Here is a 25,637-nt window from a genome sequence, read left to right on the forward strand (position 1 = left end):
GCCTGTTTCCAGTCTCAGCGCGTCGCTGTTTTGCGCTCGTTCAGCTCCAGAAAGGCGCAGCCACGCGCGGCAATCCCGCCATCATCATTGGCGGCGAGATCGTCCAGAATATCGGCGATGGTGGTTTTGGCGAGTTCCGCCCGATAGGCCTTCTCCGCTTTCAGCATCGCGGCATTGATGCCGCAGGGCTTGGTGAAATAACGCCCCGGCAAGGGGTTCGGCCCGCGCTGGCGGATTTCGGCGCAGCGGAAGGCAGGCTGCGGGCCTTCGACGGCCAGCACGATATCGAGCAGGGTGATCCTGTCGGTCGCCCGGGCCAGACGGTAACCTCCCTTCGGCCCCGGCACGGTGGCGACAATCCCGGCATTGGACAGCGACTGGAGATGCTTCAGCAGATAGCTCGTGGAAACGCCGTGAAATTCCGCCAGCGCCGCTGCCGACAGCACGCCGCCTTCGGAAAGTCCCGCCAGCATGCCTACGCTGTGAATGGCCTGTTCCACGCCGTCGCCGAGTTTCATCCGACTTGTCCCTGTGCAGTTCGTTTCAATATCATGGATAAAATTTATCCGCGATTATGCTTTCTGTCAAGCGGCCCCGTTCCGCCCTTCTTTTTTGCAGGTTTTTCACTACCTTGAAGACGTGAAACACACCGAGTCTCCCATTTCCGGCACGCATGTCGGCGCTTTGCCCCTTCCATTCCAGAAATGGTTTGCCGAAAAGGGGTGGTCTCCGCGCGCGCATCAATTGGAGCTGATGGCGCGGGCGCGCGGCGGCGAGAACATGCTGCTGATCGCGCCCACGGGCGCCGGCAAGACGCTGGGCGGCTTCATGGCCTCGCTAACTGATCTGGCAGAGCGCGGCAAGGTGCCGCCGGGCTCCGGCTTCGTCGGCGTGCACACGCTCTATATCTCGCCGCTCAAGGCGTTGGCGGTGGATATCGAACGCAACCTCACCAGGCCCGTCTCTGAAATGGGCCTGCCGATTTCCATCGAGACCCGCACCGGCGATACGCCGCAGGGCAAACGCCAGCGCCAGAAGGTCAAACCGCCGGATATTCTGCTGACGACACCGGAACAGGTCTCGCTGCTGCTCGCCAACAAGGAGGCCGAGCGCTTTTTCCGTGACCTGAAATATGTGGTGCTCGATGAGTTGCATTCGCTCGTCACCTCAAAACGCGGCCATCTGCTGTCGCTGGCGCTGGCCCGGGTGCGCAGGCACGCTCCGCATGTGCGCTTCATCGGCCTTTCGGCCACGGTGGCGGAGCCGATGGATTTGCGCCGTTACCTCGCGCCGCAGGGACAGGCTGAGCCGCCCGCCGGCCTCATCACCGTCGAAGGCGGGGCAAAGCCGGATATCTCCATCCTGAGCACGGAAGAGCGCATCCCGTGGTCCGGCCATTCGGCGCGTTATGCCATGAAGGATTTGTACGCCGCGCTGAAGGACCATCAGACGACGCTGATCTTCGTCAACACGCGTTCGCAGGCGGAGCTGATCTTCCAGGAGCTCTGGACCATCAATGACGACAATCTGCCGATTGCACTGCATCACGGTTCGCTGGATGCCGGCCAGCGCCGCAGGGTGGAAGCGGCCATGGCGGAAAACAAATTGCGCGCCGTCGTCGCCACCTCCACGCTCGATCTCGGCATAGACTGGGGCGATGTCGATCTCGTCGTGCATGTCGGCGCGCCGAAGGGCGCAAGCCGCCTGGCCCAGCGCATCGGCCGCGCCAATCATCGCATGGATGAGCCGTCAAAGGCGATCCTCGTTCCCGCCAACCGTTTCGAGGTGATGGAGTGCCGGGCAGCCCTTGATGCGAACTATATCGGTGCGCAGGATACGCCGCCGATTGCCGAGGGCGCGCTCGATGTTCTTGCCCAGCATGTGCTCGGCATGGCCTGCGCCGAGCCCTTCGATGCGGATGATCTCTATCGTGAAGTGACTAGCGCTTCGCCCTATGCCGACCTGCCGCGGACTACCTTCGATAGGGTGGTGGATTTCACCGCCACCGGTGGTTATGCGCTGCGCACCTATGAACGTTACGCCCGCATCCGCCAGATGAAGGACGGCCGCTGGCGCGTCTCCAATCCGGCGGTCGCGCAGCAATATCGCCTCAACCTCGGCACCATTGTCGAGGCGGCGGAACTCAATGTCCGCATGGTCAAGCGTAATGCCAAGGGCACGGTCGGGCGCGGCGGCATGTCGCTCGGCAAGGTCGAGGAATATTTCCTCGAGCAGCTGGTGCAGGGCGATACCTTCCTCTTCGCCGGCAAGGTGCTGCGTTTTGAAGGTATCCGCGAGAATGAATGCCTGGTCTCGCAGGCCTTCTCCATGGACCCGAAGATACCCTCCTATGCCGGCGGCAAGTTCCCGCTCTCCACCTACCTAGCGGATCAAGTGCGCTCCATGCTGGCAGACCCGACGCGCTGGCATGCCATCCCGGATCAGGTGCGCGACTGGCTGGCGATCCAGAAGGAAAAGTCGATCATTCCCAAGCGGGATGAGCTGCTGGTCGAGACCTTCCCCTTCCGCAAGCGCTTCTTCATGGTCATGTATCCCTTCGAGGGACGTTTGGCGCACCAGACGCTCGGCATGCTTTTGACGCGCCGGCTAGAGCGGGCCGGCGCCAAGCCGATGGGTTTCGTCGCCACCGACTATTCGCTCGCCATCTGGGCCATGGAAGATATCGGCAGGCGGCTGAAATCCCGTCGCCTGTCGCTTGCAGACCTGCTGGACGAGGACATGCTGGGCGACGATCTGGAGGCGTGGCTGGATGAATCCTTCATGCTGAAGCGCACCTTCCGCAATTGCGCCGTCATTTCCGGTCTGATCGAACGCCGCCATCCCGGCAAGGAAAAGACCGGACGGCAGGTCACTGTTTCCGCCGATCTTATTTATGACGTTCTTCGCAGCCATGAGCCGGATCATATTCTGCTGGAAGCGACGCGGCGCGATGCGGCGGCGGGACTTTTGGACATTGGCCGTCTTGGCGATATGCTGAGGCGAATCAAGGGCCACACCACCCACCGCGCGCTGGAGCATGTCTCGCCGCTTGCCGTTCCTGTCATGCTGGAAATCGGCCGCGAGACGGTGGCGGGCGAGGCGATGGATCAGGTACTGGCCGAGGCCGCAGACGAGCTGATCGCCGAGGCCATGTCCTGAAACATCTGGGCGGAATGAAGGAACAAAGGCAAAAGTGCTGAGCCGGCTGACATTGAGCGACAGGTTTTCCAATGGCTTCGAATGCCTCGGCAGCGAAACCGCCATCAATGGCGTCGCCGCCTGGTGCGATCCTTTGGGCGGGCTTTACCTGCCGGACCTGTCGTTGCTCGTCGTTTCCGACCTGCATCTGGAAAAGGGCGCGGCCTTTGCAAGGCGCGGACGCATGCTGCCGCCATACGACACCATCGCCACGCTTAAAATCCTCTCCTCCCTCGTCAGCCGTTACGATCCGAAGATCGTCGTCAGCCTTGGCGATAATTTCCATGATCGCGTCGGTTCCGAGCATCTGCCGCTGCCGTTGCGCGAGCTCATCCGCGACATGGCCCGTGGCCGCGAATGGATATGGATCAACGGCAATCACGATCCCGACGGCACGGTCGATCTGCCGGGCTCTTCGGTGGACGAGATGTTTTACGGCACTCTCGTCTTCCGCCACGAGCCGAAACCGGGTGATGCCGCCGGCGAAATCGCCGGGCATCTGCATCCCTCCGCCACGGTCCGCCGCCGTGAAAAGACGGTGCGGCGGCCCTGTTTCGCCACCGACGGTTCGCGTCTGTTGATGCCGGCTTTCGGGGTCATGAGCGGCGGGCTGGATTTGCGGCACAAGGCCATGCGCGGCCTGTTCGATCATGCCGCTCTCGTCGCCCATCTGATGGGGAGGGACCGCATCTATTCGGTGCGGTTTTCAAATCTTCTCGGCTGAGCGTATTTTCCGGACGTAAAACCGCTTACGCAGCTTTACTGGAAATGCTTTATTGCCGGTAGACCAGCACCGGTATCTTAGAATTCTTCAGCACCTTGGCCGTGACGCTGCCGAGCAGCATTTCCACGAAGCTCCTGCGCCGGTGCGAGGCCATGGCAATGAGATCGCAGCCGCTCCTGTTGGCGGCTTCGATGATCGCCTCGTCGGGCCTTCCCGCTCGCGCCAGCAGCGCTTCGCAATCCAGCCCCATGGACGTGGCCTGCGCCTGCGTATCCCTCAGCAGATGTTCCGCTTCCTCGCAGCGGTGGAATTCTTCTTCGGCAATGGCGGCAATGTCTTCGACATCGCTGGCAATCACGTGAAAGGGTTCCGATACCGTCACGACGGTCACCTTTGCGCCTGCCTCCTTGGCGAGAGCGAACCCTTGGTCGATTGCGATCTGCGCCAGCGGCGAGCCATCGGTGGGAATGAGAATGTGCTTGAACATGACATTTCTCCTTTTCATCCCGGTCACAACCGCACATGCTTGCCTTGAGCTGCATGTATGTTTGTAACGCCTTGAATTTTACTGCAAACCGATGGCGGAAGCGAATGCTATCTTTGCCGGCAGGGGCGGCAGACGCTCTCTTTTGCGGGATGAAAACCGATCAGTCCTTGCGGAAGATGATGCTGGCGCCCCAGCCGGTCACGACGGCAAGCAGAACGCAGAGCGCGCCATAGGCAAGCGGCGTCTGATGCGCGGCGTCGGTGATCGCCTGCTCCATGCCGGTTTTGACGACGCGCAGTTTCAGTTCGCGCTGGGCGATGAATTTGCCGCTCTTGAAGAGATAGGCGCGTGCGGTGTGCACGCCGTTCGGCACGTTGGCGGGCAGGCGCAGGGTCGCCCAGAACAGGCCGGTGCGTTCCAGCCGCACCCCGGTCGTGTCGTTGCGATAGATGCCGCTGGAAAGCTTCAGACGCCGATAGGCTTCCTGAAAATCGAAGACATTGTCGGGCACGCCGGAGAAGACCGCGCTTTTCAGTGACAGATGGTCGACGCCAAGCCCCATGGCGCGGAGCGTTCCGGGCGAGGCGACATCGCTGATATTGCGCGTGCTGGCCATGGAATAGGATTCCGGCAGCGGCGTGAAGGTGATGGCGCTGGTATTGATCCAGATGCCTGCAACGCGTTCCTTTTTGCGCACCGTCATATAGTCGCTCGGTCCCTCGAGCGTCACGACAATGTCGTATTGCCCGATGGCGAGCAGCAACTGGTCGGTATTGTTCAGCGCGCCGAAAAGCGTGAAATCCGCGCCGCGAAAATCGGAAGCAATGGGAATTTCGGTCGTCGATGCGCCGATTTCGATATTTTCCAGCAGGGATCGCTGCTGCGGGCCGGGCGGCAGGGCAAGCGGCGGTGTCTGGGCCGAAGCGGTCTGCCCGAAGGTGAGACATGAGGCCAGCGCAAGGGCGGCAAGCAGCAAATGGCGGGTCAATAACCTAACCCCCCGACGGCCACCGAAAACAGGTCTTCCGGGCGCACCACCAGCGATACGGCAAGGCGAAGCGCAACAGCGAGAACGAGAAGCGCCAGCAGGGCGCGCAGCTGTTCACCGCGCAGTTTCTGGCCGACGCGCACACCATATTGCGCGCCGATGACGCCCGCCACCATCAGAATGAAGGCCAGCACTACATCGACGGAATAGTTGGTCGCCGCCTGAACCACGGTCGTATAGGCGGTTACGAAAATGATCTGGAACAGCGAGGTGCCGACAACCACGCTGGTGGGGATGCGTAAGAGATAGATCATCGCCGGCACCATGATGAAGCCGCCGCCCACACCCATGATCGAGGTGAGGATGCCGATGCCGAAACCCAGCGTGACGATGGGAATGATGCTGAGATAGATCTTCGATTTCTTGAACCGCATTTTCAGCGGCAGGCGGTGCACCCAGTTGTGATGGCCCGGCCGGCGCAGCGTCACGGTTTCGTTGCGGGCGGCGCGGCGAAGCGCCGAAATGCTTTCCTTCAGCATCAGCCCGCCGACGGTGCCGAGCAGGATGACATAAAGCAGCGAGACGATGAGATCGAGCTGGCCGATGCTGCGCAGGAAGGAGAATATCCACACGCCGACCGTCGCCCCCACCAGACCGCCCACAAGCAGCACGCTGCCGAGCTTGACGTCGAGCGTGCCGCGCCGGAAATGCGTGATCGAGCCTGACACGGAAGAGGCGACCACCTGGTTTGCACCCGTCGCCACGGCCACCACAGGCGGAATATTGTAGAAAATCAGAAGCGGGGTAATCAGAAAGCCGCCGCCCACGCCGAACATGCCGGAAAGAAAACCGACGGCCGCGCCCATGCCGAGAATGATGAAAATATTCACCGACAGTTCTGCGATCGGCAGATAGACAGTCACGGCTCGGACCTCGGGCAAATGGTTCCGGGCGGCAGGGCTTGTCCGGGTGAGGGGGCCGCGCCGCGATTTACACTTTCTGTCTGAAAAGACCGGGCATGCCCAGCCTTCATCCGTCATGCCCGCGAGGGCCTGACCTGTCAACATTCAACGGTAAATACGTTGATAATTTGGAAAGATAGCGGCCGTGTGTCGGCAGCCGGCCACATTCCTGCGCCGGGCTGAGCGAAAGCGGCCAAAGGGGCCGCTTAGTCGGTTCTCGAATGTTTATTTGTTGCGGGCGAGAAGCGCGGTCACCAGCTCGTTGGTAATGCGACCGTCCGGCGTCTGGCCCACGGACTTCTGGAAGTCCTTGATGGCCGTCACGGTGTTCTTGCCGAGCTTGCCGTCAGGCTGGCCGGCATCGAAACCGTTCTTGTTCAGGATCGCCTGAATGTTGCGGATCGCCTTTTCCATGTCCACGGAAGCGGTCTTCACGCCTTCCTTGCCGGCCCATTCCTCGGGCGGGTTGACGCTGTTGGCGTCTTCCGAAAGCGGCTTGACCTTCCAGGCCTCCACCTTGGCCTTGGCGCTCTGAAGCTGCTGCGGGTTCAGGGCCCCTGCCACTTCGTCGCGCTTCTGGGCGGCGTCGGCGTCGCCATCCTTAGCTGCGATGGCGAACCACTTGTAGGATTCCTCGATGTCCTGCTTCACGCCGCTGCCGCGCGCATAGAGAATGGCGAGGTTGAACTGGCTGTCACGAACGCCGAGGTCGGAAGCCTTGATGAACCATTGCGCGGCGGCGGCGAAATCCGGCTGGCCGGCCGCATCGGAAGCAAGCAGCACGGCAAGATTGTGCATGGCGCCCGCATTGCCCTGTTCCGCGGCCAGCGTGTAATAGCGCTTGGCTTCGGGAAGGTTGCGTTCGACGCCGTTCGCCTTCTCGTAGAGATTGGCGAGACGATATTGCGCGGGTGCAAGACCACGATCAGCGGCGAGCTTGTACCATTTTGCCGCCTCGGTGCGGTCGGCAGCAACGCCGCGGCCATCGGTGTAGCGGGCTGCGATCTCGAACAGCGCCTGCGTGTCGCCCTTGGCGGCCGCTTCGGCAAGCGATGCCGGCTCGATGCCGGCGGGAACGGCGATGGCGTCCTGGGCGGGAACAGCCGTGGCTGCGACCTGTGCCGGAGCCGAAGGTTCGTTCTGCGCGACGGTGCCGGAATTTGGCGCATCCACGGCGGGAACGTCGGCAACCGGCGGCTCGTCAGGCAGCGGCGCGCCGCCGACGGTGCGGGGATCGATGATGTTTTCCGCCGGTGCGGTGTTTTCGATGCTGTCAGCGGATGCTGCCTGTTCCGGATCGATGACGAGATCGGACGGAATGGTCACGGCCTTGTCGCCCGCTTCGGGAAGCGCGGAGACCGGGCCATTGTCCTGCTTCTGCTCGATGACCGGAGCCGGGGCTTCCGCGCCGCCGATCAGCGTCTTGACGAGCGGCATGGCCATCATTGCCAGAAGAATGGCGCCGATGCCGAGCAGCAGCGGGCGGCGATAGCGCGAGAGCCCCGATGCCTCGGCCTTGCGGCCCTTCTTGCCGGTATCGAGCTTCTCCGGCGATGTTTCCATGGCGGCGGCCTGCGCCGCACGACGGGCGGCGGCAATGAAATCCGTCCGTCCTTCGGCGTCTGCGGCCTTGCCGCTGGCGGCCACCTGGCTGGCGCGCACGCGCTCGAGGATTTTCTTGATATCGGGCGCACCCGAACCCGGCTCCAGAAGTTCGTTCTCCTGACCCGCCGGCAGAACGTCGATCGGATCGAGCGACGGGGCGGGCTCGACCTGCGTGCGAGCGGAGGAGGAGGCCGATACGGGTTCTTCTGCGGCTTTGACCGTCTTTGCAGTACCCGTCTTGAAACGCTTCGTCAGGCCGGCAAGCAGGCTCTTTTTTTCCGCCTTCGCGGGCTTCGCCGCAGCGGGAGGCACGATGGCATCCCCATCTTTACCGTCGGCGTCGAGAATGGCCTGTTCTTCGGCGATATAGCCCTCTTCCGGGAAGATGGCGGCCGGCATGGACACATCTTCGTGCGCGGGGGCCGCCACAGGTTTCGCGACGTTGCGGGGCGCGGCCTCTTCGCGGTAGACGGGGGCATTGTCGAGGTTATCCAGCCGGCCGGCGATCTGCACCAGCGTCTCATGCAGCGCTTCGAATGTGCGGTGCGTGCGTTCTTCGGTGTTGCGGCTCAAGGCTTCGAGATTGCGCAGATCGGTCGCAAGATCGGTCAGCATGGTCATGTCGGCAAGGTTTGCGCCGGCCGAGAGATTGTTGCGGGTATAAGCGTCGAGAACGGCCTCGGCCGCCTGCCGGGCTGCCTCGATGATATATTCGTCGTTGGATGCCATATAGTCTTCGATGGCCGCCATGCGGGCATCGAGTTCAGGCGGCATGCCCGCGGCCTGCATCTGCACCGGCTGGCTGATCAGCGTCGAGAGATGGGCGATCTGGTTTTCGAGGCTTGCCAGCGCGTGGCTGTCGGCAGGCGCGGCATGGGCGGTCTCGTCGAGACGGGCGGCAATATTGCCGAGCCGCTCTTCCAGACGCGAGAAGGCGCTTTCGCTGAGGCCCGATGCCGGCTGGCTGTAACGATAATCGAGGTCCTCGATGCGGCGCGAGAGCGTATCGAGCCGCTCTGCCAGACCGTCATTGACGGCGCCGTGATCCAGCGCATCGATCTTGCGGGAAATATCGCTGAGGAAAGACGTCAGCTCCGCCTGTTGCGAGGGGCGCTGCGAACGCTCCAGAAGCAGGGAAAGCTGGTCCAGCCGCTCATGCAACTGGGCGGCGTCGCGGGCGGTGCTGAGTTCGTCGATCTTGCCGGCCAGCGCTTCAAGACGGGCGGTCAGGTCCAGCGCCGGTTCAGGTTTTGCGGCGGCAAGGCGGTTGATGTCGCCGAGCTGTTCGGCAAGGCCGTTCAGCCGGGTTTCCAGACGCTGCGCCAGCGCATTGTCCGTTGCCTGCGCATTGGCGCGCGTGCCGGTTGCGGCAATGGCGCGGCTTATTTCGTCCAGCCGCTGGTCGAGACCGGAAAACTGTTCGGTAAAGGCCGCTTCGTTCGGCTGCATGTGCTTGCCGAGCTGCTCCACGGCGCTGGCAATGGCGATCAGCTTGTCTTCGAGCACGCGCACGGCCGGATTGTTGCTCATGCCGCCGAGCTGGGTCTTGATGTCATCGAGACGATAGGCGAGCGAAACGATCTCATCCTGCAACGCGCCGGCGTCGAAACCGCGTAGCGTGTCTTCCACATTGTTCCAGCGGCTTTCGATCCGGTGCACGCTGTCTTCGCGCGCAAGCTGATCGATCGTCAGGCGAAGGTCCTCGAATTCGTTGCGCAGCCCGTAGGCATCCGGAGATGCCAGATTGCCGAGCTGGTCGATGCTGCCGGCCAACCGTGCGATATCGTCGCGCAGATCGCCGATGAACTGCTGGTCTTCCGCCACCGCGCGAATATTGCGGATCTCGGTGCGCAGGCCCTGCGCTTCGCGGGCAACGCCCTCGGCAATGTCGTGCTTCAGCTCATGCCGCAGATTGACGAGCGCCTGTGCGATTTCCTGCAAGGCTGCATCATTGCGCTGCGGCTCCTGATAGGGCGGGATGGAACGCGCGCGCGGTGCGGGAGCGGCTGTTGCCTGCTGCGCGTCCCTCGGCCGGTATTCCGGTGCAAGCGGTCTGGTAATCGTCCGTTCCGGGCGGGCGGCGGATTCCTGCGGGCGCTGGAAGCTCGCCTCGAGGAGGCGCTGGCGCTGGCGGATTTCGTTGACGGGATCGAGCTGCGGCGGCGTGACGGCGGCGCGCGCGGCATAAGCCTCGCTTTTCGTTTCGGGCTGAGCGCTCGCGGCCCGGGGGTCGCGCGGGAACTTCTGGCTCATCAGCCCTTCGATACGAGCTTCAAGGCCTTCAATGGTGCGATTGAGCGCATCAAGAGACGATCTGTCGCTTGGCTGTTGGGTTTTCGATCGCAATCCGTTCATCTTTTCGCTCGCTTCGCTTCCGCCCGCCGTGCCCGGTTATCTGTCGCGACGTTGCCTGCCTGGACACGCCGTCGCCGCAACATGCAGCAATCCTAGAGCCGGTATTCGCCCCCGTTGAGGAAAATGCGCCGGAGTACGAAGCAGTTACCTCTGTCGGGAGAATTCACGAAACGTGGTAAAGAAGTGGTTAACTGTGGTCGGAATTTTTTAACTTTTACGGCACGCGGCAGCCCTGCGCCGGGCCGGACGTCCATTCCGCGAAAAAGGAGAAGGGATATTCCGCCGAAATTTATTTGACGTTTACGCGCACGTCAAATATTATCATCCCATATCGGCCGGATTATCGCCGGCGCCCACGATGCGGAGGAACATCGGTAATGCCTGTTTACAAGGCCCCAGTTAAAGACACGCTTTTTATCCTGAACGACGTTCTCGGCCTGGAGCGGTATAACAACCTGCCCGGCTTCGAGGATGCAACCCCCGACATGATCGAGGCTATCACCGGTGAAGCCGCAAAGCTTGCCGAAGAGCGGCTTTTTCCGCTCAACCTTTCCGGCGACCAACAGGGTTGCAAGCGCGCCGATGACGGTTCGGTTTCTGTGCCGGATGGTTTCAAGGATGCCTATGACGCCTATTGCGAGGGCGGCTGGATCGGTCTTGCCGTTCCGCCGGAATTCGGCGGTCAGGGCCTGCCCTATACGCTGCACGCCGCAATTGGCGAATATATGTCGTCGGCCAACCTGTCGCTGATGATGTATCCCGGCCTGACGCAGGGTGCGATTGCCGCCATTCTGGTGCATGGCACGCAGGAGCAGAAGGACACCTACCTGCCGAAGATGGTGGAAGGCACATGGTCCGGCACCATGAACCTCACCGAACCCCATTGCGGCACCGATCTCGGCATGCTGCGCACCAAGGCTGTGCCGCAGGCTGATGGCAGCTACAAAATTTCCGGTCAGAAAATCTTCATCTCCGCCGGCGAACATTCCATGACGAACAATATCGTCCATCTGGTGATCGCGCGCATCGAAGGCGCGCCGGAAGGCACCAAGGGCATTTCGCTCTTCATCGTACCGAAGTTCCTGGTGAAGGAAGACGGCACGCCGGGCGAGCGCAACGGCGTCACCTGCGGTGCGATCGAGCACAAGATGGGTATTCACGGCAACGCCACCTGCGTCATGAACTACGATGACGCGACCGGTTATCTGCTCGGCGCTGAGAACAAGGGCCTTTCGGCCATGTTCGTGATGATGAACGAAGCCCGCCTCGGCGTCGGCCTTCAGGGTCTTTCCGTTGGCGAGATCGCCTACCAGAACGCGGTCGAATATGCCCGTGAGCGCATTCAGGGCCGCTCGCTCTCCGGAGCGAAATTCCCCGACAGGAAGGCCGACCCGATCATCGTGCATCCCGATATCCGCCGCACGCTGATGACCATCAAGGCCTATAATGAGGCCGGCCGCGCCTTCCTTCTGTGGACCGCGCTGCAATCCGACATCGCCCACCGCGCCACTGACGAAAAGCAGCGCCAGGCGGCGGACGACCTGCTCGGCCTCGTCACCCCGATCCTGAAAGGTGTCCTGACCGACAAGGGCTTCGAACACGCCGTGATGGCGCAGCAGGTCTTCGGCGGCCATGGCTACATCGAGGAACATGGCATGAGCCAATATGTTCGCGATGCGCGCATCACCATGATCTATGAGGGCGCGAACGGCATTCAGGCGCTCGATCTGGTTGGCCGCAAGCTCGGCATGAATGGCGGCCGCGCCGTCATGGCGCTGTTCAAGGAAATCGGCGATTTCTGCGAGGAAAACCGCGCCGATGAAAAGCTTAGCCTTTACACCAAGGGCCTGAAGAAGGGCTTGAACGACCTGCAGGCCGCAACCATGTGGTTCATGCAGAACGCCATGGCGAAACCCGACAATGCCGGTGCCGGCTCGACCGATTACATGCATCTCTTCGGCATCGTGGTGCTGGGCTACATGCAGGCGCGCATGGCGAAAGCCGCCAGCGAAGCGCTTGCAGCCGGCAGCGCTTCGGACGAGGATTACCTCAAGACCAAGCTTGTCACGGCGAAGTTTTTTATGGAGCGCATCATGCCGGAAACGGCGCTGCGCAAGGCCCGCATCGAAACCGGCGCGGACACCATGATGGAACTGGCTGCGGAAGCATTCTGAGAAATCTGGCGTTCATAACGCCACAGGGAGAGAGTTATGACCGACGTATTTATCTACGACCATGTCCGCACCCCGCGCGGACGCGGCAAGAAGGATGGCAGCCTGCATGAGGTGCCTTCCGTTCGCCTTGCCGCCAAGACACTGGAAGCCCTCCGCGACCGCAACGGACTTGATACATCCACGGTAGACGACATCATCATGGGCTGCGTCGATCCCGTTATGGATGCCGGCGCGGTGATCCCGAAAGCCGCCGCCTTCGAGGCCGGTTATTCCAACAGGGCGCCGGGAATGCAGATCTCGCGCTTCTGCGCCTCTGGTCTCGATGCCATCAACTTCGCCGCCGGCAAGGTCAAGGCGGGGTCGGACGATATCGTCATCGCCGGCGGTGTCGAAAGCATGTCGCGCGTGGGCATGGGCATGTCTGGCGGCGCCTGGTACATGGACCCCTCGGTTAACTTCCCGGCCTTCTTCATGCCACAGGGCGTGTCGGCCGATCTCATCGCCACCAAATATGGTTTCTCCCGTGACGATGTCGACGCCTACGCCGTCGAAAGCCAGAAGCGTGCGGCGCACGCCTGGGAAAAAGGCTATTTCAACAAGTCGGTCATTCCGGTGAAGGACTCAAACGGCCTGACGATCCTCGACCGTGACGAGCACATGCGCCCCGGCACGGACATGCAGGCGCTCGCCTCCCTCAACCCATCCTTCCAGATGCCGGGTGAAATGGGCGGCTTCGAGGCCGTCGGCATCATGGCCCATCCGGAAGTAGAGCGGATCAACTACGTCCACCATGCCGGCAATTCATCCGGTATCGTCGATGGCGCTGCCGCCGTGCTGGTTGGCTCGAAGGCGGGCGGTGAGGCAATGGGCGTGAAACCGCGTGCCCGCATCAAGGCATTCGCCAATATCGGCTCCGATCCGGCGCTGATGCTCACCGGCCCGGTGGATGTGACCGAAAAGCTCCTGAAAAAGACCGGAATGTCGCTTGCCGATATCGACCTTTTCGAGCTCAACGAAGCCTTTGCCGCCGTGGTCCTGCGTTACATGCAGGCCTTCGACATCGACCACGATCGGATGAACGTCAATGGCGGCGCCATCGCCATGGGCCATCCGCTCGGTGCAACCGGCGCGATGATCCTCGGCACGGTGCTGGATGAGCTGGAGCGGCGCGATCTGAACACCGCGCTCGTCACGCTCTGCATCGGCGCTGGCATGGGCACGGCGACGGTTATCGAGCGGGTTTGAGGCAGCGGTAACAACCCCCGCTTCCGTCATCCTCGGGCTTGACCCGAGGATCCACGCCGAGGTGCTGGATGGTCGGGTCAAGCCCGACCATGACGGGAAGGAGGAGTTAGACGCGTCAGGAAATTCAGGGAAGAGGAATCCCAAATGAGCACTTATACCAATTTCACCATCGAGACGGACGCAGACGGCATCGCCCTCGTCACCTGGGATATGCCGGAAAAATCCATGAACGTCTTCACATCAGAAGTGATGGACGAGCTCAACGCCATCGTTGACGCGACCGTCGCCGACAGCGCCGTCAAGGGCGTCGTTTTCACATCTGGCAAGAGCACCTTTTCCGGCGGCGCCGATCTTTCGATGATCAAGTCGATGTTCTCCTTCTATAATGACGAGAAGACGAAGAACCCGGATCAGGCGGCGGCAAAGCTGTTCGAACTCGTCCGCCGCATGACGGGCCTGTTCCGCAAGATCGAGACCAACGGCAAGCCCTGGGTTTCGGCCATCAACGGCACCTGCATGGGCGGCGCGTTTGAGCTGTCGCTTGCTTGCCACGGCCGGGTCGCCTCCAGCGCCAAGAACCTCAAGATCGCCCTGCCGGAAGTCAAGGTCGGCATCTTCCCCGGCGCCGGCGGCACCCAGCGTGTGCCGCGCCTGACGGACGCGCAATCGGCACTGCAGATGATGACGACCGGCCAGTCGCTGACCGGCGCGCGCGCCAAGGCCATGGGTCTGGTGCATCAGGTGGTGGAGCCGGATCAGCTGGTTGCAACCGCAAAGCAGATGATCAAGGACGGCCTGAAGCCGGTCGCCCCCTGGGATGAAAAGGGCTTCAAGGCCCCCGGCGGCGGCATCTGGACGCCGGCAGCAGCCCAGCTCTGGCCCGCAGCACCGGCCATCCTGCGCCGTGAAAGCGCCGGCAACTATCCGGCTGCACTCGCCATCCTCAAATGCGTCTATGAAGGCCTGCAATTGCCCTTCGATACGGCGCTCAAGGTGGAGCAGCGTTATTTCACCGAAATCCTTCGCTCGAAGGAAGCCTTCGGCATGATCCGCTCGCTGTTCATTTCCATGCAGGAACTGGGCAAGGGCGCGCGCCGCCCCGCCGGCCAGCCGAAGACGGAGTTCAGGAAGGTCGGCGTCGTCGGCGCGGGCTTCATGGGCGCTGCCGTCGCTTATGTCACCGCTGCCGCCGGCATCCCCGTTGTGCTGGTGGACCGCGATCAGGAAGCCGCCGACAAGGGCAAGGGCCATTGCGAGGAAAGCGTCAAGGCGGCCATCGGCAAGGGCAGGCTGACGCAGGATGAGGGCAAGGCCCTGCTCGACCTCGTCACCCCGACGGCGGATTACAAGGCGCTCTCCGATGCCGATCTCGTCATCGAGGCCGTCTTCGAAGACCGCGATGTGAAGAAGGCAGTCATCGAGGCCGTGGAAGCCGTGCTGCCGCAGGGCGCGATCTTCGCCTCCAACACCTCCACTTTGCCGATCACCGGCCTTGCGAAGAACTCGAAGCGCCCGGCGGATTTCATCGGCATCCACTTCTTCTCGCCGGTCGAGAAGATGATGCTGACGGAAGTGATCCTCGGCAAGGAAACCGGCGACAGGGCGCTTGCCGTCGCGCTGGACTATGTGGCGAAGATCAAGAAGACCCCGATTGTGGTCAATGATACGCGCGGCTTCTTCGTCAATCGCTGCGTGCTGCGTTACATGGCGGAAAGCTACGACATGCTGATCGAAGGCGTACCCGCCGCCATGATCGAAAATGCCGCGAAATTCGCCGGCATGCCGGTCGGCCCGCTGGCGCTGAACGATGAGGTGGCCATCGATCTTTCCTACAAGATCCTGAAAGCCACCGTCGCCGATCTCGGCGAAAAGGCCGTCGACCCGCGCCATATGGAGCTGGTGAAGAAGCTGGTGGAAGGCGAGGGCCGTTTTGGCCGCAAGAACGCCAAGGGCTTTTACGACTATCCGCAAAAGCCCGCCAAGAAATCCCTCTGGCCCGGCCTGAAGGACCTTTATCCGCAGCAGAAGCCTGAAGCGGTGGATATGGAGGTGCTGAAACAGCGCTTCCTCGTCACCGTGGCGCTGGAAGCCGCCCGCACGGTGGAAGAAGGCATCGTCACCGATCCGCGGGAGGCGGATGTCGGCTCCATCCTCGGTTTCGGTTTCGCGCCCTATACCGGCGGTGCGCTGTCCTACATCGACGGCATGGGCGTGAAGAACTTCGTGGCACTCGCCGAGAAGCTCAGCGAGACCTATGGCCCGCGCTTCAAGCCGACACCGCTGCTGAAGGATATGGCCGCCAAGGGCGAGACCTTCTACGGTCGCTTCGATCCCTATGCCAGCGCCGCCAAGGCGGCCTGAGGCTTCAAGCGAGACATTGAACAGGCCCTTCGGGGCCTGTTTTATTATGCCTGTTTCCCTGCTTTCCGTGCATCCTTTGCCCGGCTGAGGCGTTGAAAAGGCTGACCGGGCAAAAGTGCCCGCCGCCGCAATTCAGCACGCCTCAGGAGACAGCGATGAAAGCACCACTGCGATCCCACGGTTTCGACAAGCCCTCGGACCTTGACGACCATCTGGCCGAACTGGACGAAGAGGCCGTGGAGAAGAAGGCTGCAAAACCCGCTGCTGCCCGAAGGGCGCGTGCCGCCGCTCCGCCGGAATCATCCTTGCGCGCGGAACTTGAAGACCTGCGCAAACAGCTCGAAAAAATTCGCCGCGACGTCAAACGGCTGGAAGCCGCCGCCAACCCGTCGCATCATGAATCCGCCAATGCCCGGCATGAGCGCGATCGCGAGAATTCGCGGCTGATGACGGTGGTGCGCTCCGTTGCCGTCACCTCGCTGGCAAGCCGCATCTTCGCCTCCTCGCCCGTCATGGCGGCGCTGGTGGCCGTTGTGCCAATCGCTCTTGGCTTTGCTGCACGGCGCAGCGAAGGGGCGTAAGCCGCCACCTGCCGTGCCGCCACCCGCCGGCCCGGCGGATGCCCAGGAGCGGGTTTTCCGCCGCAATCCTGCCTTCGCCGGGCAGACTTTCAAGCCATCCACAGGCGCCGTGAAAAAACTGTCAAAAAACTTCGCGATGGCGCTTGCCATGTCCGAACAAGATGTTATAACCCCGCTCACTTTCGGGGCACCAAACAGCCCCGCCCGCCAAAAGCGGAGGTTCTTCAAGGACCTGAAGTGCCCGGATAGCTCAGTTGGTAGAGCAGCGGATTGAAAATCCGCGTGTCGGTGGTTCAAATCCGCCTCCGGGCACCATTTATCTCAACCTCATTTTTGATGAATTGCGTGCTTGGTGACTTGTCCATTTGCAAGCAAATTTCGATGAGTAGCTACAGCCATCATATGCTTTTGACAGGCGCGGTGTAGCCATAGGCCAACCCTGTTTGTTGCAGGCAGTTGGAGAGCAGTCCACAAATGGATCGTGTCACAAGCCCACCTCTTCTACCGCCCGGCATTGTCTATTTTGACGGCTTTCTCTCTCCAGAGGAGGAGGCCGCCGTCACCGACAGACTGGATGCGGATGCGTGGAGCACGGAGTTGAAACGCCGCGTGCAGCATTTCGGTTATCGGTACGACTATAAGGCGCGCGTTGTTACCGCGGATGCGTATCTCGGGCCGTTGCCGCCCTGGCTCGGCGTGTTCGCTAAGCGGCTGGTTGCCGCAGGATATTGCCGGGATTTGCCCGATCAGGTTATCGCTAATGAATATCTTCCGGGGCAGGGCATCAGTGCGCATGTCGATTGTGTGCCCTGTTTTGACGATGGGATCGTATCGCTAAGCCTTCTATCTGCTTGCGAGATGGTTTTCCGCGAATTGCGTGGGTCAGCCATATGCGGCGTCTTGCTTCAACCTCGCTCCGGCGTCTTGCTGAGAGACGCTGGCCGCTACGGCTGGACCCATGAAATTCCGGCTCGCAAATCGGATATCGTGAACGGAGTTAGGAAAGCCCGAGACAGGCGAATTTCCCTCACTTTTCGCAAGGTTATCGCGTCGAAACAGTCTTGATCAGAGAGGAACGCCTCGTTCCTCCATTCTTGTGAGCAACAGCTGAAGAAGCGCGGTCGGGTCTTCGCCCATTGCGGCCGACAATTTTGCAAATTCAACGACGTCTATTCGCCTTTCAGCTCCTTCAGCCTTTGCGACATAGGACTGTGGCTTACCCAGCCGTTCTGCGACTTGCTGCTGGGTTAACCCTGTTTTTCGCCGGGTGTCGGTCAGTATCTCAACAAGAAGCCGATACTCGGGTGTATGCGTAGACTTTGTCATGTGCCGAAAAATCTCAAAATCGCAGTGCCAAGGGTCCGTCCTGAATTATCCTGCTATGGGATATTGTCGCGGCACTCAAGTTCTCTGCGCACACGCCGCCATTTGCCCTGCTCGAAGTTTCGCGAATAGCGCCATGCCCGGTCTTCTTCCATGGCGGCGAATTCCTCCGCGCGCTCGCCATGTCGTTCAATCAGGTCATCGGCAAGGCGTTTAATCTCCGAGCTTAGTAAGAGCATGGGTCGAATGCGAGTCTGCCATTCGAGCCAGAGGTAAGCTGCCAGGACGAAACTGCAGCCCGCGATGAGATAGAGATAATCGGCGCTGAGCGGCATGGCCTACCTATAATGACGTGATCGTTAACGCCATAATGTACATAGACCCGTGGTTTCTGTCAGGAACAATCTGTTCCTATGGAATCATTTGCAGCAAATCTGAAAAAGCGCGCGAAGGAGCTTGGTCTCTCTAATGCGGAAGTTGCCCGCCGAGCGGGGCTTACGGAGCGTCGTTACGGCAATTACATCATGGGCCGAAGGGAGCCTGATCTCGCGACACTCGTTCGGATAGCCACCGTTCTGGATAGCACTCCGAACGCATTGCTTGATTTTGAAAAGAAAACAGCCGTGCTGACGGGCCATGATCTGCTGAAAGCAAAGATCGCTGCGGCAGCAAATGCACTGCCGGAAAGCGATCTGGAAGTCATGGCCATCGCAATTGAGGCAGTGGCGAACAGCCGGGCAAAGTAGCCCGGCGCTCTAAAGATGCTCCCGATTATCCGTATTCTGCTCCGCCCGGTCCCGATAAAGCGCAGCGCGCCCCAGCAGCATCAGGGAAACCGGCGTCGTCACCGTCATGAAAATGCCGATGAAGATTTCGTGGAAGGCGAAACGGTCGCCGGAGACGGAAAAATAGATGATCGAGGCCATGACGATGCCGCCGGTGCCCCAGCTGGTGCCCAGTGTGGGCGCATGCAGGCGCTCATAGAAGCTGTTGAGCCTGGCAAAGCCGATGGTGCCGATCAGTGTCAGCGAGGCGCCGAGCAGGACGAAGAAGGCCACGGCAATGGCGGCCCAGAGGGGAAATTCGTGCGCCTCGCTCATTCGATCACCTCACCGCGCATCAGGAATTTGGAAAGGGCGACGGTGGAGACGAAGCCGAGGATGGCGATCAGCAGCGATGCCTCGAAATAGATGTCGTTGCCGGTGCGCAGGCCGAAGGTCAAAAGAAGCAGCATGGCGTTGACATAAAGCGTATCCATGCCCAGCACCCGGTCCTGCGCGCGCGGGCCGATGGCGATGCGATAGACCGAGATCGCCATGGCGATGGCGAGCATGAACTGTGCCAGCGAAAAGGACCAGAAAAGGATAATCGAACTCATTCGAATATCTCCATCAGCAGTTTTTCATAACGGTTCTTGATAAGGCTTATCCAGGCCGCCTCATCCACATCGTCGAGAACGTGAAGCAGCAGCGTGCCCTGGCTGGAATTATATTCGAGCCATGCGCTTCCCGGCGTCGAAGTCAGGATCGTCGCCAGAACCGCAAGCGCCATAGGGTCGCGAATATCGAGCGGCACAGCCAGGAAGCCGGATTTGCGGTCCCTCTCGCGCTTGAACAGGATGATCTTCACGACCGAGAGATTGGACCTGACGATATCGTAAAGCACGATCAGGATGAGCTGCGCGAGCCTGTGCCAGTTGCGGATGCGCGGCTTGGCGGGCCTGAGCGACGCCATCGCCCAGGAGGCGACAAGCGCAACCCCGGTGCCGAGCAGCAGATGCCCGGGCGAAAAGCTGTTGATCGTCATCCAGAAAAAGATCAGCGAGATCGTCAGCAGCGGGTAGGGCAGGACACGGCTTATCATGGCTCGGCCTCCGGGTTGCTTCCCGCTCGGGGTGCGGAAATGACGCCCTGAATATAGCTTGCCGGCAGGTCGAGAATACGCGCCGTTTCCTGCATGTATCGCATTACCGGCCCGGCCTGCACGGTCATGGCAAGGGTCAGCCCGAGCAGCAGCATCACGGGGGCGATTTCGATGACGAGCACGCGCGGCACGGTGCCTTCGATGGAAGCCCAGAAGGTGCGGATGCCGGCGCGCGTCATCGAGATAAGCGAGGCGAAACCGGCAAAGACGATCAGGAAAACCAGCCACCAGGAGAGTGTGGAAACGCTGTCATTGGCGCCGAGCCCGGAAGGATTGAGAATGGCGGTCAGCATCGAGAATTTGGCGATGAAGCCCGAAAGCGGTGGCAGGCCGGCCAGAAGAATGCCGCAGGCGGCAAAACAGGCGCCGAGCACCGCCATGGTGGCGGGCATGGTCACGCCGACTTCCTCTTCCTCCTCTTCCTCGTCGCCCTCGCCATAGGCCTCCATGGTCACGGCAAGAACGTTCGCGCCGGCATCCTGCCCGCGCTCGACGAGTTCGATCAACATGAAGAATGCGCTGATGGTGAGGGTGGAGCTGACCATGTAATAAAGCGCGCCGGCCGCAACCGTGGGATTGCCGGTGCCCATGGCGGCAAGCAGCGTTCCCGACGAGACGAGAACCGAAAAGCCGGCAAGCCGCCCCAGCGCCTGCGACGCCAGAACGCCGATGGCGCCGAAGATGATGGTGGCGATGCCGCCGACCAGCAGCGCATCATGGCCGAAACCGGCCGATTCCCCGGCCGTCTGCCCGAAAAGCAGGAAGGACAGGCGGGCGATGACATAAATGCCGACCTTGCTCATGATGGCGAAGAGCCCGCCCACCGGGGCCGACGCCGCACCATAGGCGGAGGGCAGCCAGAAATTCAGCGGCCACATGCCGGCCTTGACCAGAAAGGCGATGCCGAGGATGGCCGAGCCGGTTTCCAAGAGCATGCGCTGATCGGGGTTGAGCCCCTCGATGCGATGGGCAAGATCGCCCATGTTCAGCGTGCCGGTAACGCCGTAGATGAGGCTGACGCCGATCAGGAAGAACAGGGCGGCGACGAGGTTGATGGCGATATAATGCAGTCCGGCCTTGACGCGCTGCTGGCCGGAGCCGTGCAGCAGCAGACCGTAAGAAGCGGCCAGCATCACTTCGAAGAAGACGAAGAGATTGAAGAGGTCGCCGGTCAGGAATGCGCCGTTGACGCCCATCAGCATCATCTGGAATAGCGAATGGAAATGCGCGCCCGATCTGTGCCACTTCGCCATCGAATAGATCAAGGACGGGATGGCAAGCAGCGCCGTCAGCAGCACCATCAGGCCCGAAAGACGGTCGGCGACGAGCACGATGCCGAAGGGTGCCGGCCAGTTGCCGAGCAGATAGACGCCGCTCGACACCACGGCGGCGATCTCGGTATTGACCGTCGAGTTCACCTCGCGGAACAGCAATATGGCGACCACCAGCAACAGCACGGTCGAGGTGAGGCTGATGGCGGCTTTCGCCACGCGCTGGCGCTCGTCGAAGAACAGCAGAAGGGCGGCGGTAATCAGCGGCAGAAGAATGGGCGCGATGACGATGTGGAAGGGGAACGACATCATTTCGTCTCCCTCCCGTCCACATGGTCGGTGCCGGTAAGGCCGCGGGCGGCGAGCAGCACGACGAGGAACAATGCGGTGGTGGCAAAACCGATGACGATGGCCGTCAGCACCAGCGCCTGCGGCACGGGGTCGGCGAGCGTCGAACTGTCGACGCCGTTCACCAGCACCGGCGGCGCATTGGTCTTGATGCCGCCGACGCCGAAGATGAAGAGGTTGACGGCGTAAGACAGCAGCGAAAGCCCGACAATGACCTGATAGGTGCGCGGCCGCAGCACCAGCCAGACGCCGGAGCCGGTCATGATGCCGATGCCGATGGCGAGAATGAGTTCCATTACACGTCCTCCGCTTTTGCGGCGTCAGGCGTGCGAACGCGGTAGTTACGCAACGATTGGTGTGCCAGTGCTATCAGGATAAGAACAACGGAGCCGACGACCAGCGAGAAGACGCCGAGGTCGAACAGCAGGGCGGATGCCGTCGGCATTTTGCCGATATAGGGTATCTCCGTATATTGGAAATAGGAGGTCAGGAACGGGTAGCCGAAATACCAGGAGCCGATACCAGTCGCCGCCGCCATCAAAAGGCCGAAACCCATCCAGCGCAGCGGCAGGATGCGGATGCGATCCTCCGCCCAGCGCGCCCCGCCGGCGAGATATTGCAGCAGGAAGCCGATGGCCATGGTGATGCCGGCCGCAAAGCCGCCGCCCGGCAGGTCGTGGCCGCGCATGAACAGGAAGATCGAGAAGGTGATGATGACCGGGAACATCCATTGCATCACGATGGACGGCACATAGAGATAATCGCGAACCGTATCGCCATTGCTGCGGTCCGGCCGTTCGGCATCGAAGGCGTTCTGCATCTGCTGCTGTTCCGGCACCCCGATGCTTTCATGGGCGGGGCGGAAACGGCGAAGCAGCGCAAAGACGGTGAGCGCCACGATGGCCAGCACCGCGATTTCGCCGAAGGTATCGAAGCCACGGAAGTCGACCAGAATGACGTTGACGACATTGGTGCCGCCGCCTTCGGTATAGGCGCGTTCGAGGAAATAGGTCGCAATCGCGTTCGGCACCGGCAGCGTCATCACGGCATAGGCGATGACGGACATGCCGATACCGCTGCCTGCGGCGAGCAGGAAGTCACGGGCGCGGCGAAGCTGCGCCGGCAGCTCATCGCTGCTGTCGACCTTCTCGACGCGTTTCGGCAGCCATCTGAGGCCGAGCAGGATGAGAACCGTGGTGACGATTTCCACCAGCAGCTGGGTGATCGCCAGATCCGGCGCGGAAAGCCAGACGAAGGTAAGGCAGGTGACGAGGCCAGAGACGCCGAGCATGACGAGCGCGGCGAGGCGATGATATTTCGCCTGCCAGGCTGCACCCATGGCCGCGATCATGCCGATCAGCCAGAGAATGGCGAAGATCGGATCGAAGGTCGTGACGCGCGGCAGCGACAGGGAGAATTCCGAAAGGAAGAGAGGCGAGAAACCGGCGAGAAGCGCCACGAGGATAAGAAGCCTCAGCTGCGGCTGCAGACGCCGCGTGCCGAGCGTGCTTTCCAGCCACCGCGCCCATTTCCAGGACACGGTGACGAGAATGCGCTCGAAGATGCGCTGTCCCCGCAAATGCCGGAAGACCGGCGGGCCATCGTCGCAGCGCGAGAAATAACCGCCGAGCAGGGCATAGATCGTAACCCCGCCGATCAGCGCCGCTATACTCATGATCAGCGGCAGGTTGAAACCGTGCCAGATCGACAGGCTGTAGACCGGCGTTTGCGCACCCAGAACCGAAAGCACGGCCGAGTGCAGGAACGGGCCGATGGAGAGGCTCGGAACGATGCCGACGATCAGGCAGGCGAAGACGAGGAATTCGATGGGGAAACGCATCCAGCGCGGCGGCTCGTGCGGATGCGGGTTCGGCAGATCGACGGGCTTGGGGCCGAAGAAGACCGTATGGATGAAGCGCAGCGAATAGGCGACGGCGAAGGCGCCCGACAGCGTCGCGACATAGGGCAGCGCCCGGTCCAGCAGCGAGTCGGCATGGGTCTCGACGGCCTCGGCAAAGAACATTTCCTTGGAAAGGAAGCCGTTGAACAACGGCACGCCGGCCATGGCCGCACTTGCCGCCATGGCGAGCGTCGCGGTTGCGGGCATATAGGTATAAAGCCCGCTTAAGCGCCGCATGTCGCGGGTGCCGGTTTCATGGTCGATGATGCCGGCCGCCATGAAGAGCGAGGCCTTGAAGGTGGCGTGGTTGACCATGTGGAATATGGCCGCCACTGCCGCAAGCGGGCTGCCGAGGCTGAGAAGCGTGGTGATGAGGCCGAGATGGCTGATGGTGGAATAGGCGAGCAGACCCTTGAGGTCCTGCTGGAACATGGCGAAACAGGCGCCGAGCAGCAGGGTTATGATGCCGGCCGCGCCCACCAGCCAGAACCATTCCGGCGTGCCCGCCAGCACCGGCCAGAACCGCGCCAGCAGGAAAACCCCGGCCTTCACCATGGTGGCCGAATGCAGATAGGCGGAAACGGGTGTGGGCGCCGCCATGGCGTTGGGCAGCCAGAAATGGAACGGAAACTGTGCGCTCTTGGTCAGCGCGCCGCCGAGAATAAGGATGAGCGCCGGTACATAGAGGGAATGGGCGCGGATGGCCGCACCGGCCTCGATGATCTTGTCGAGGTCATAGCTTCCCGCCATATGGCCGAGGATCAGCAGGCCAGCCAGCAGGCTGAAGCCGCCGATGCCGGTCACGGTCAGCGCCATGCGGGCGCCGTCGCGCGCACCGGCGTTCTGATGCCAGTAGCCGATCAGCAGGAACGAAAAGATGCTGGTCATTTCCCAGAAGATCGACAGCAGGATGACGTTGCCGGAGAGCACCACGCCGAGCATCGAGCCCATGAAGGCGAGCAGGAAGGCGAAGAAACGGGGGATCGGGTCTTCGGCCGACATATAATAACGCGCGTAGAGCACCACCAGCAGGCCAATGCCGGTAATGAGCATCGTGAAAATCCAGGCAAATCCGTCCAGCCGCAGGGTAAAGTTCAGGCCAAGCTGGGGCAGCCATTCCACATCATACTTGAGAACCGCGCCGCCGCTGACGCTCGTATAGAGAAAAATGCTGCTGACAAGGCCGAAAAGGGCGACGCCGCCCGCAACGGAGGCGGGACCGGCGGCCGCACCCTCGCGCGGCATGAAGGCCGTCAGAAGCGCGCCAACGAAGGGCAATGCGACAATGAATGGAAGAATGGTTGCAAGTGTCATATGCGGCGGCGGTTTTCTCTCTGGAATGGGAGCCTACGGCGGGTTTCCGACGACTCCGATCCCTCAAGGTTCGCAATGAACCGAATGATGAGGACCGCCGGAATGACTAATACATAATATGCGGAGGCGCGCGTGGAACCACGCTGGCAAAGTCTCGGAAAGCTTGTGGCACGATGGCAACAGCGACGAGCGAGACGTCGGCATTATCCCTGAGGCTCGGGGCGGGTGAGGCAAACGCGTCCAGGCGAAAGCCTGAGCCGGCATCGCCGGTCCTGCAGCCGAAATCATTGCCGCTATCGCAATCCTTTTCGCGAAGAGAAAGGGAACGGCCGGGATCGACGCTCTGCAATCGTTCGAGGCGGCTGGTTTTGGAAAGGGGCTTGACGCCGGCCGGTGCCTGAAAGCCGATCATGACCAGCAGGCTCGCGACCACAAGACCGATCAACACTTGCGGATGGCGCCTTGAACTGCGGCCTTTCTCCATCCATGGCAAGTTGGCATCTCCTTGATCGTAAAGGTCTCTTTAAAGCATCACCGTTGAGCGAATATCCTGTTGATTTGTTTTAGGGGAAGCCGGACATGCTTGTCCAGCGCGCATGCGGGAAAAACCGCCCGCACCGTCCGATTCCTTTTCGTTTTTGCCCGTTTGCGGCAAAGTGAGGGCGGCATTGGCTAAAAGCTTTTACAAATTTTACCGTTTGACGCCGACGCCTGTGTTTCTTAACTTTCAAGCAAGGAATTAACCATAAAGATTGATGGTATTTCCACGGCGGAATGGGGTTCTCTCCCCTTCCAGGCATGACGCCGCACTGCCGTACCGGTGCCGATCCGGTATTTTTGTTTCTTGGTTCAAGAAGGTCTGGCAGGCGTCGATGCCG

At 61.3% G+C, this 25,637-nt stretch carries 22 protein-coding genes and 1 tRNA gene; 9 read left to right on the top strand and 14 right to left on the bottom strand.

The window, feature by feature from the left end; translation table 11 throughout:
- Positions 1-14 precede the first annotated feature (14 nt).
- Entirely contained in the window at positions 15-518 is a 504-nt protein-coding gene (locus FGF54_RS00655; protein WP_142778645.1) for an Rrf2 family transcriptional regulator, read from the bottom strand.
- Positions 519-639: 121 nt separating this feature from the next.
- On the opposite strand from FGF54_RS00655, the gene FGF54_RS00660 reads away from it, so the two are divergent.
- The gene (locus tag FGF54_RS00660) at positions 640-3,159 is read left to right on the top strand and encodes a ligase-associated DNA damage response DEXH box helicase (protein ID WP_142778646.1); all 2,520 of its coding nucleotides are present in this window, start codon (positions 640-642) and stop codon (positions 3,157-3,159) included.
- Positions 3,160-3,193: 34 nt separating this feature from the next.
- Positions 3,194-3,922 carry a ligase-associated DNA damage response endonuclease PdeM gene (pdeM, locus tag FGF54_RS00665; protein ID WP_065654494.1) on the top strand — a complete coding sequence of 243 codons (729 nt, stop codon included), beginning with the start codon at positions 3,194-3,196 and terminating at the stop codon, positions 3,920-3,922.
- Between the two features lie 49 nt (positions 3,923-3,971).
- Here the strand turns inward: pdeM and FGF54_RS00670 are convergent, their stop codons facing one another.
- The 4 genes from FGF54_RS00670 to podJ form a co-directional block, all read right to left on the bottom strand.
- Entirely contained in the window at positions 3,972-4,409 is a 438-nt protein-coding gene (locus FGF54_RS00670) for a universal stress protein (RefSeq protein WP_003522788.1), read from the bottom strand.
- A 160-nt stretch (positions 4,410-4,569) separates the two neighbouring features.
- Positions 4,570-5,397 carry a TIGR02186 family protein gene (locus FGF54_RS00675; RefSeq protein WP_035265149.1) on the bottom strand — a complete coding sequence of 276 codons (828 nt, stop codon included), beginning with the start codon at positions 5,395-5,397 and terminating at the stop codon, positions 4,570-4,572.
- Positions 5,394-6,320 (bottom strand): sulfite exporter TauE/SafE family protein, encoded by a 927-nt coding sequence (locus FGF54_RS00680; protein WP_003522786.1) that lies wholly within the window; start codon positions 6,318-6,320, stop codon positions 5,394-5,396. The genes FGF54_RS00675 and FGF54_RS00680 overlap by 4 nt, the downstream gene beginning before the upstream one ends.
- 264 nt (positions 6,321-6,584) lie before the next feature.
- Positions 6,585-10,319, bottom strand: coding sequence for a cell division protein PodJ (podJ, locus tag FGF54_RS00685; RefSeq protein WP_142778647.1), 3,735 nt, complete (start codon positions 10,317-10,319; stop codon positions 6,585-6,587).
- A 377-nt stretch (positions 10,320-10,696) separates the two neighbouring features.
- On the opposite strand from podJ, the gene FGF54_RS00695 reads away from it, so the two are divergent.
- The 6 genes from FGF54_RS00695 (at position 10,697) to FGF54_RS00725 (ending at position 17,745) form a co-directional block, all read left to right on the top strand.
- A complete protein-coding gene (locus FGF54_RS00695; RefSeq protein ID WP_142778648.1) occupies positions 10,697-12,493 on the top strand; it encodes an acyl-CoA dehydrogenase C-terminal domain-containing protein in 1,797 nt (598 codons plus the stop codon).
- Between the two features lie 36 nt (positions 12,494-12,529).
- Positions 12,530-13,738 carry an acetyl-CoA C-acetyltransferase gene (locus FGF54_RS00700; RefSeq protein WP_142778649.1) on the top strand — a complete coding sequence of 403 codons (1,209 nt, stop codon included), beginning with the start codon at positions 12,530-12,532 and terminating at the stop codon, positions 13,736-13,738.
- 144 nt (positions 13,739-13,882) lie between these two features.
- Positions 13,883-16,099: a 3-hydroxyacyl-CoA dehydrogenase NAD-binding domain-containing protein gene (locus FGF54_RS00705; protein ID WP_142778650.1), complete on the top strand. Its 2,217-nt coding sequence runs from the start codon at positions 13,883-13,885 to the stop codon at positions 16,097-16,099.
- A 155-nt stretch (positions 16,100-16,254) separates the two neighbouring features.
- Positions 16,255-16,680: a hypothetical protein gene (locus FGF54_RS00710; RefSeq protein WP_142778651.1), complete on the top strand. Its 426-nt coding sequence runs from the start codon at positions 16,255-16,257 to the stop codon at positions 16,678-16,680.
- 239 nt (positions 16,681-16,919) lie between these two features.
- Positions 16,920-16,995, top strand: a tRNA-Phe gene (locus tag FGF54_RS00720).
- A 159-nt stretch (positions 16,996-17,154) separates the two neighbouring features.
- Positions 17,155-17,745 carry an alpha-ketoglutarate-dependent dioxygenase AlkB gene (locus tag FGF54_RS00725; RefSeq protein WP_142778652.1) on the top strand — a complete coding sequence of 197 codons (591 nt, stop codon included), beginning with the start codon at positions 17,155-17,157 and terminating at the stop codon, positions 17,743-17,745.
- On the opposite strand, the gene FGF54_RS00730 is transcribed toward FGF54_RS00725, so the two are convergent.
- A complete protein-coding gene (locus tag FGF54_RS00730) occupies positions 17,746-18,006 on the bottom strand; it encodes a helix-turn-helix transcriptional regulator (RefSeq protein WP_142778653.1) in 261 nt (86 codons plus the stop codon).
- Positions 18,007-18,059: 53 nt separating this feature from the next.
- Complete coding sequence (locus FGF54_RS00735) at positions 18,060-18,338, bottom strand: hypothetical protein (protein ID WP_142778654.1); 279 nt, start codon at positions 18,336-18,338, stop codon at positions 18,060-18,062.
- A gap of 78 nt (positions 18,339-18,416) precedes the next feature.
- On the opposite strand from FGF54_RS00735, the gene FGF54_RS00740 reads away from it, so the two are divergent.
- Positions 18,417-18,749 (top strand): helix-turn-helix domain-containing protein, encoded by a 333-nt coding sequence (locus FGF54_RS00740; RefSeq protein ID WP_142778655.1) that lies wholly within the window; start codon positions 18,417-18,419, stop codon positions 18,747-18,749.
- A 9-nt stretch (positions 18,750-18,758) separates the two neighbouring features.
- Here FGF54_RS00740 and mnhG read toward each other — a convergent pair whose 3' ends face one another.
- From mnhG to FGF54_RS00775, 7 genes are all read right to left on the bottom strand, one after another.
- A complete protein-coding gene (gene mnhG, locus FGF54_RS00745; protein ID WP_003522773.1) occupies positions 18,759-19,103 on the bottom strand; it encodes a monovalent cation/H(+) antiporter subunit G in 345 nt (114 codons plus the stop codon).
- Positions 19,100-19,381: a K+/H+ antiporter subunit F gene (locus tag FGF54_RS00750; protein ID WP_078051276.1), complete on the bottom strand. Its 282-nt coding sequence runs from the start codon at positions 19,379-19,381 to the stop codon at positions 19,100-19,102. The genes mnhG and FGF54_RS00750 overlap by 4 nt, the downstream gene beginning before the upstream one ends.
- A complete protein-coding gene (locus FGF54_RS00755; protein ID WP_020810386.1) occupies positions 19,378-19,866 on the bottom strand; it encodes a Na+/H+ antiporter subunit E in 489 nt (162 codons plus the stop codon). Before FGF54_RS00755 ends, FGF54_RS00750 begins: the two co-directional genes overlap by 4 nt.
- Complete coding sequence (locus tag FGF54_RS00760; protein WP_035239397.1) at positions 19,863-21,509, bottom strand: monovalent cation/H+ antiporter subunit D; 1,647 nt, start codon at positions 21,507-21,509, stop codon at positions 19,863-19,865. The genes FGF54_RS00755 and FGF54_RS00760 overlap by 4 nt, the downstream gene beginning before the upstream one ends.
- Positions 21,506-21,841, bottom strand: coding sequence for a Na+/H+ antiporter subunit C (locus tag FGF54_RS00765; RefSeq protein WP_020810384.1), 336 nt, complete (start codon positions 21,839-21,841; stop codon positions 21,506-21,508). The genes FGF54_RS00760 and FGF54_RS00765 overlap by 4 nt, the downstream gene beginning before the upstream one ends.
- A complete protein-coding gene (locus FGF54_RS00770; protein ID WP_142778656.1) occupies positions 21,841-24,759 on the bottom strand; it encodes a monovalent cation/H+ antiporter subunit A in 2,919 nt (972 codons plus the stop codon). The genes FGF54_RS00765 and FGF54_RS00770 overlap by 1 nt, the downstream gene beginning before the upstream one ends.
- A gap of 106 nt (positions 24,760-24,865) precedes the next feature.
- Positions 24,866-25,243: a hypothetical protein gene (locus FGF54_RS00775; protein ID WP_142780088.1), complete on the bottom strand. Its 378-nt coding sequence runs from the start codon at positions 25,241-25,243 to the stop codon at positions 24,866-24,868.
- Positions 25,244-25,637: the final 394 nt, after the last annotated feature.

The sequence above is a fragment of the Agrobacterium sp. T29 genome (assembly GCF_006970545.1).
In the GTDB taxonomy this organism is placed as follows: domain Bacteria; phylum Pseudomonadota; class Alphaproteobacteria; order Rhizobiales; family Rhizobiaceae; genus Agrobacterium; species Agrobacterium leguminum.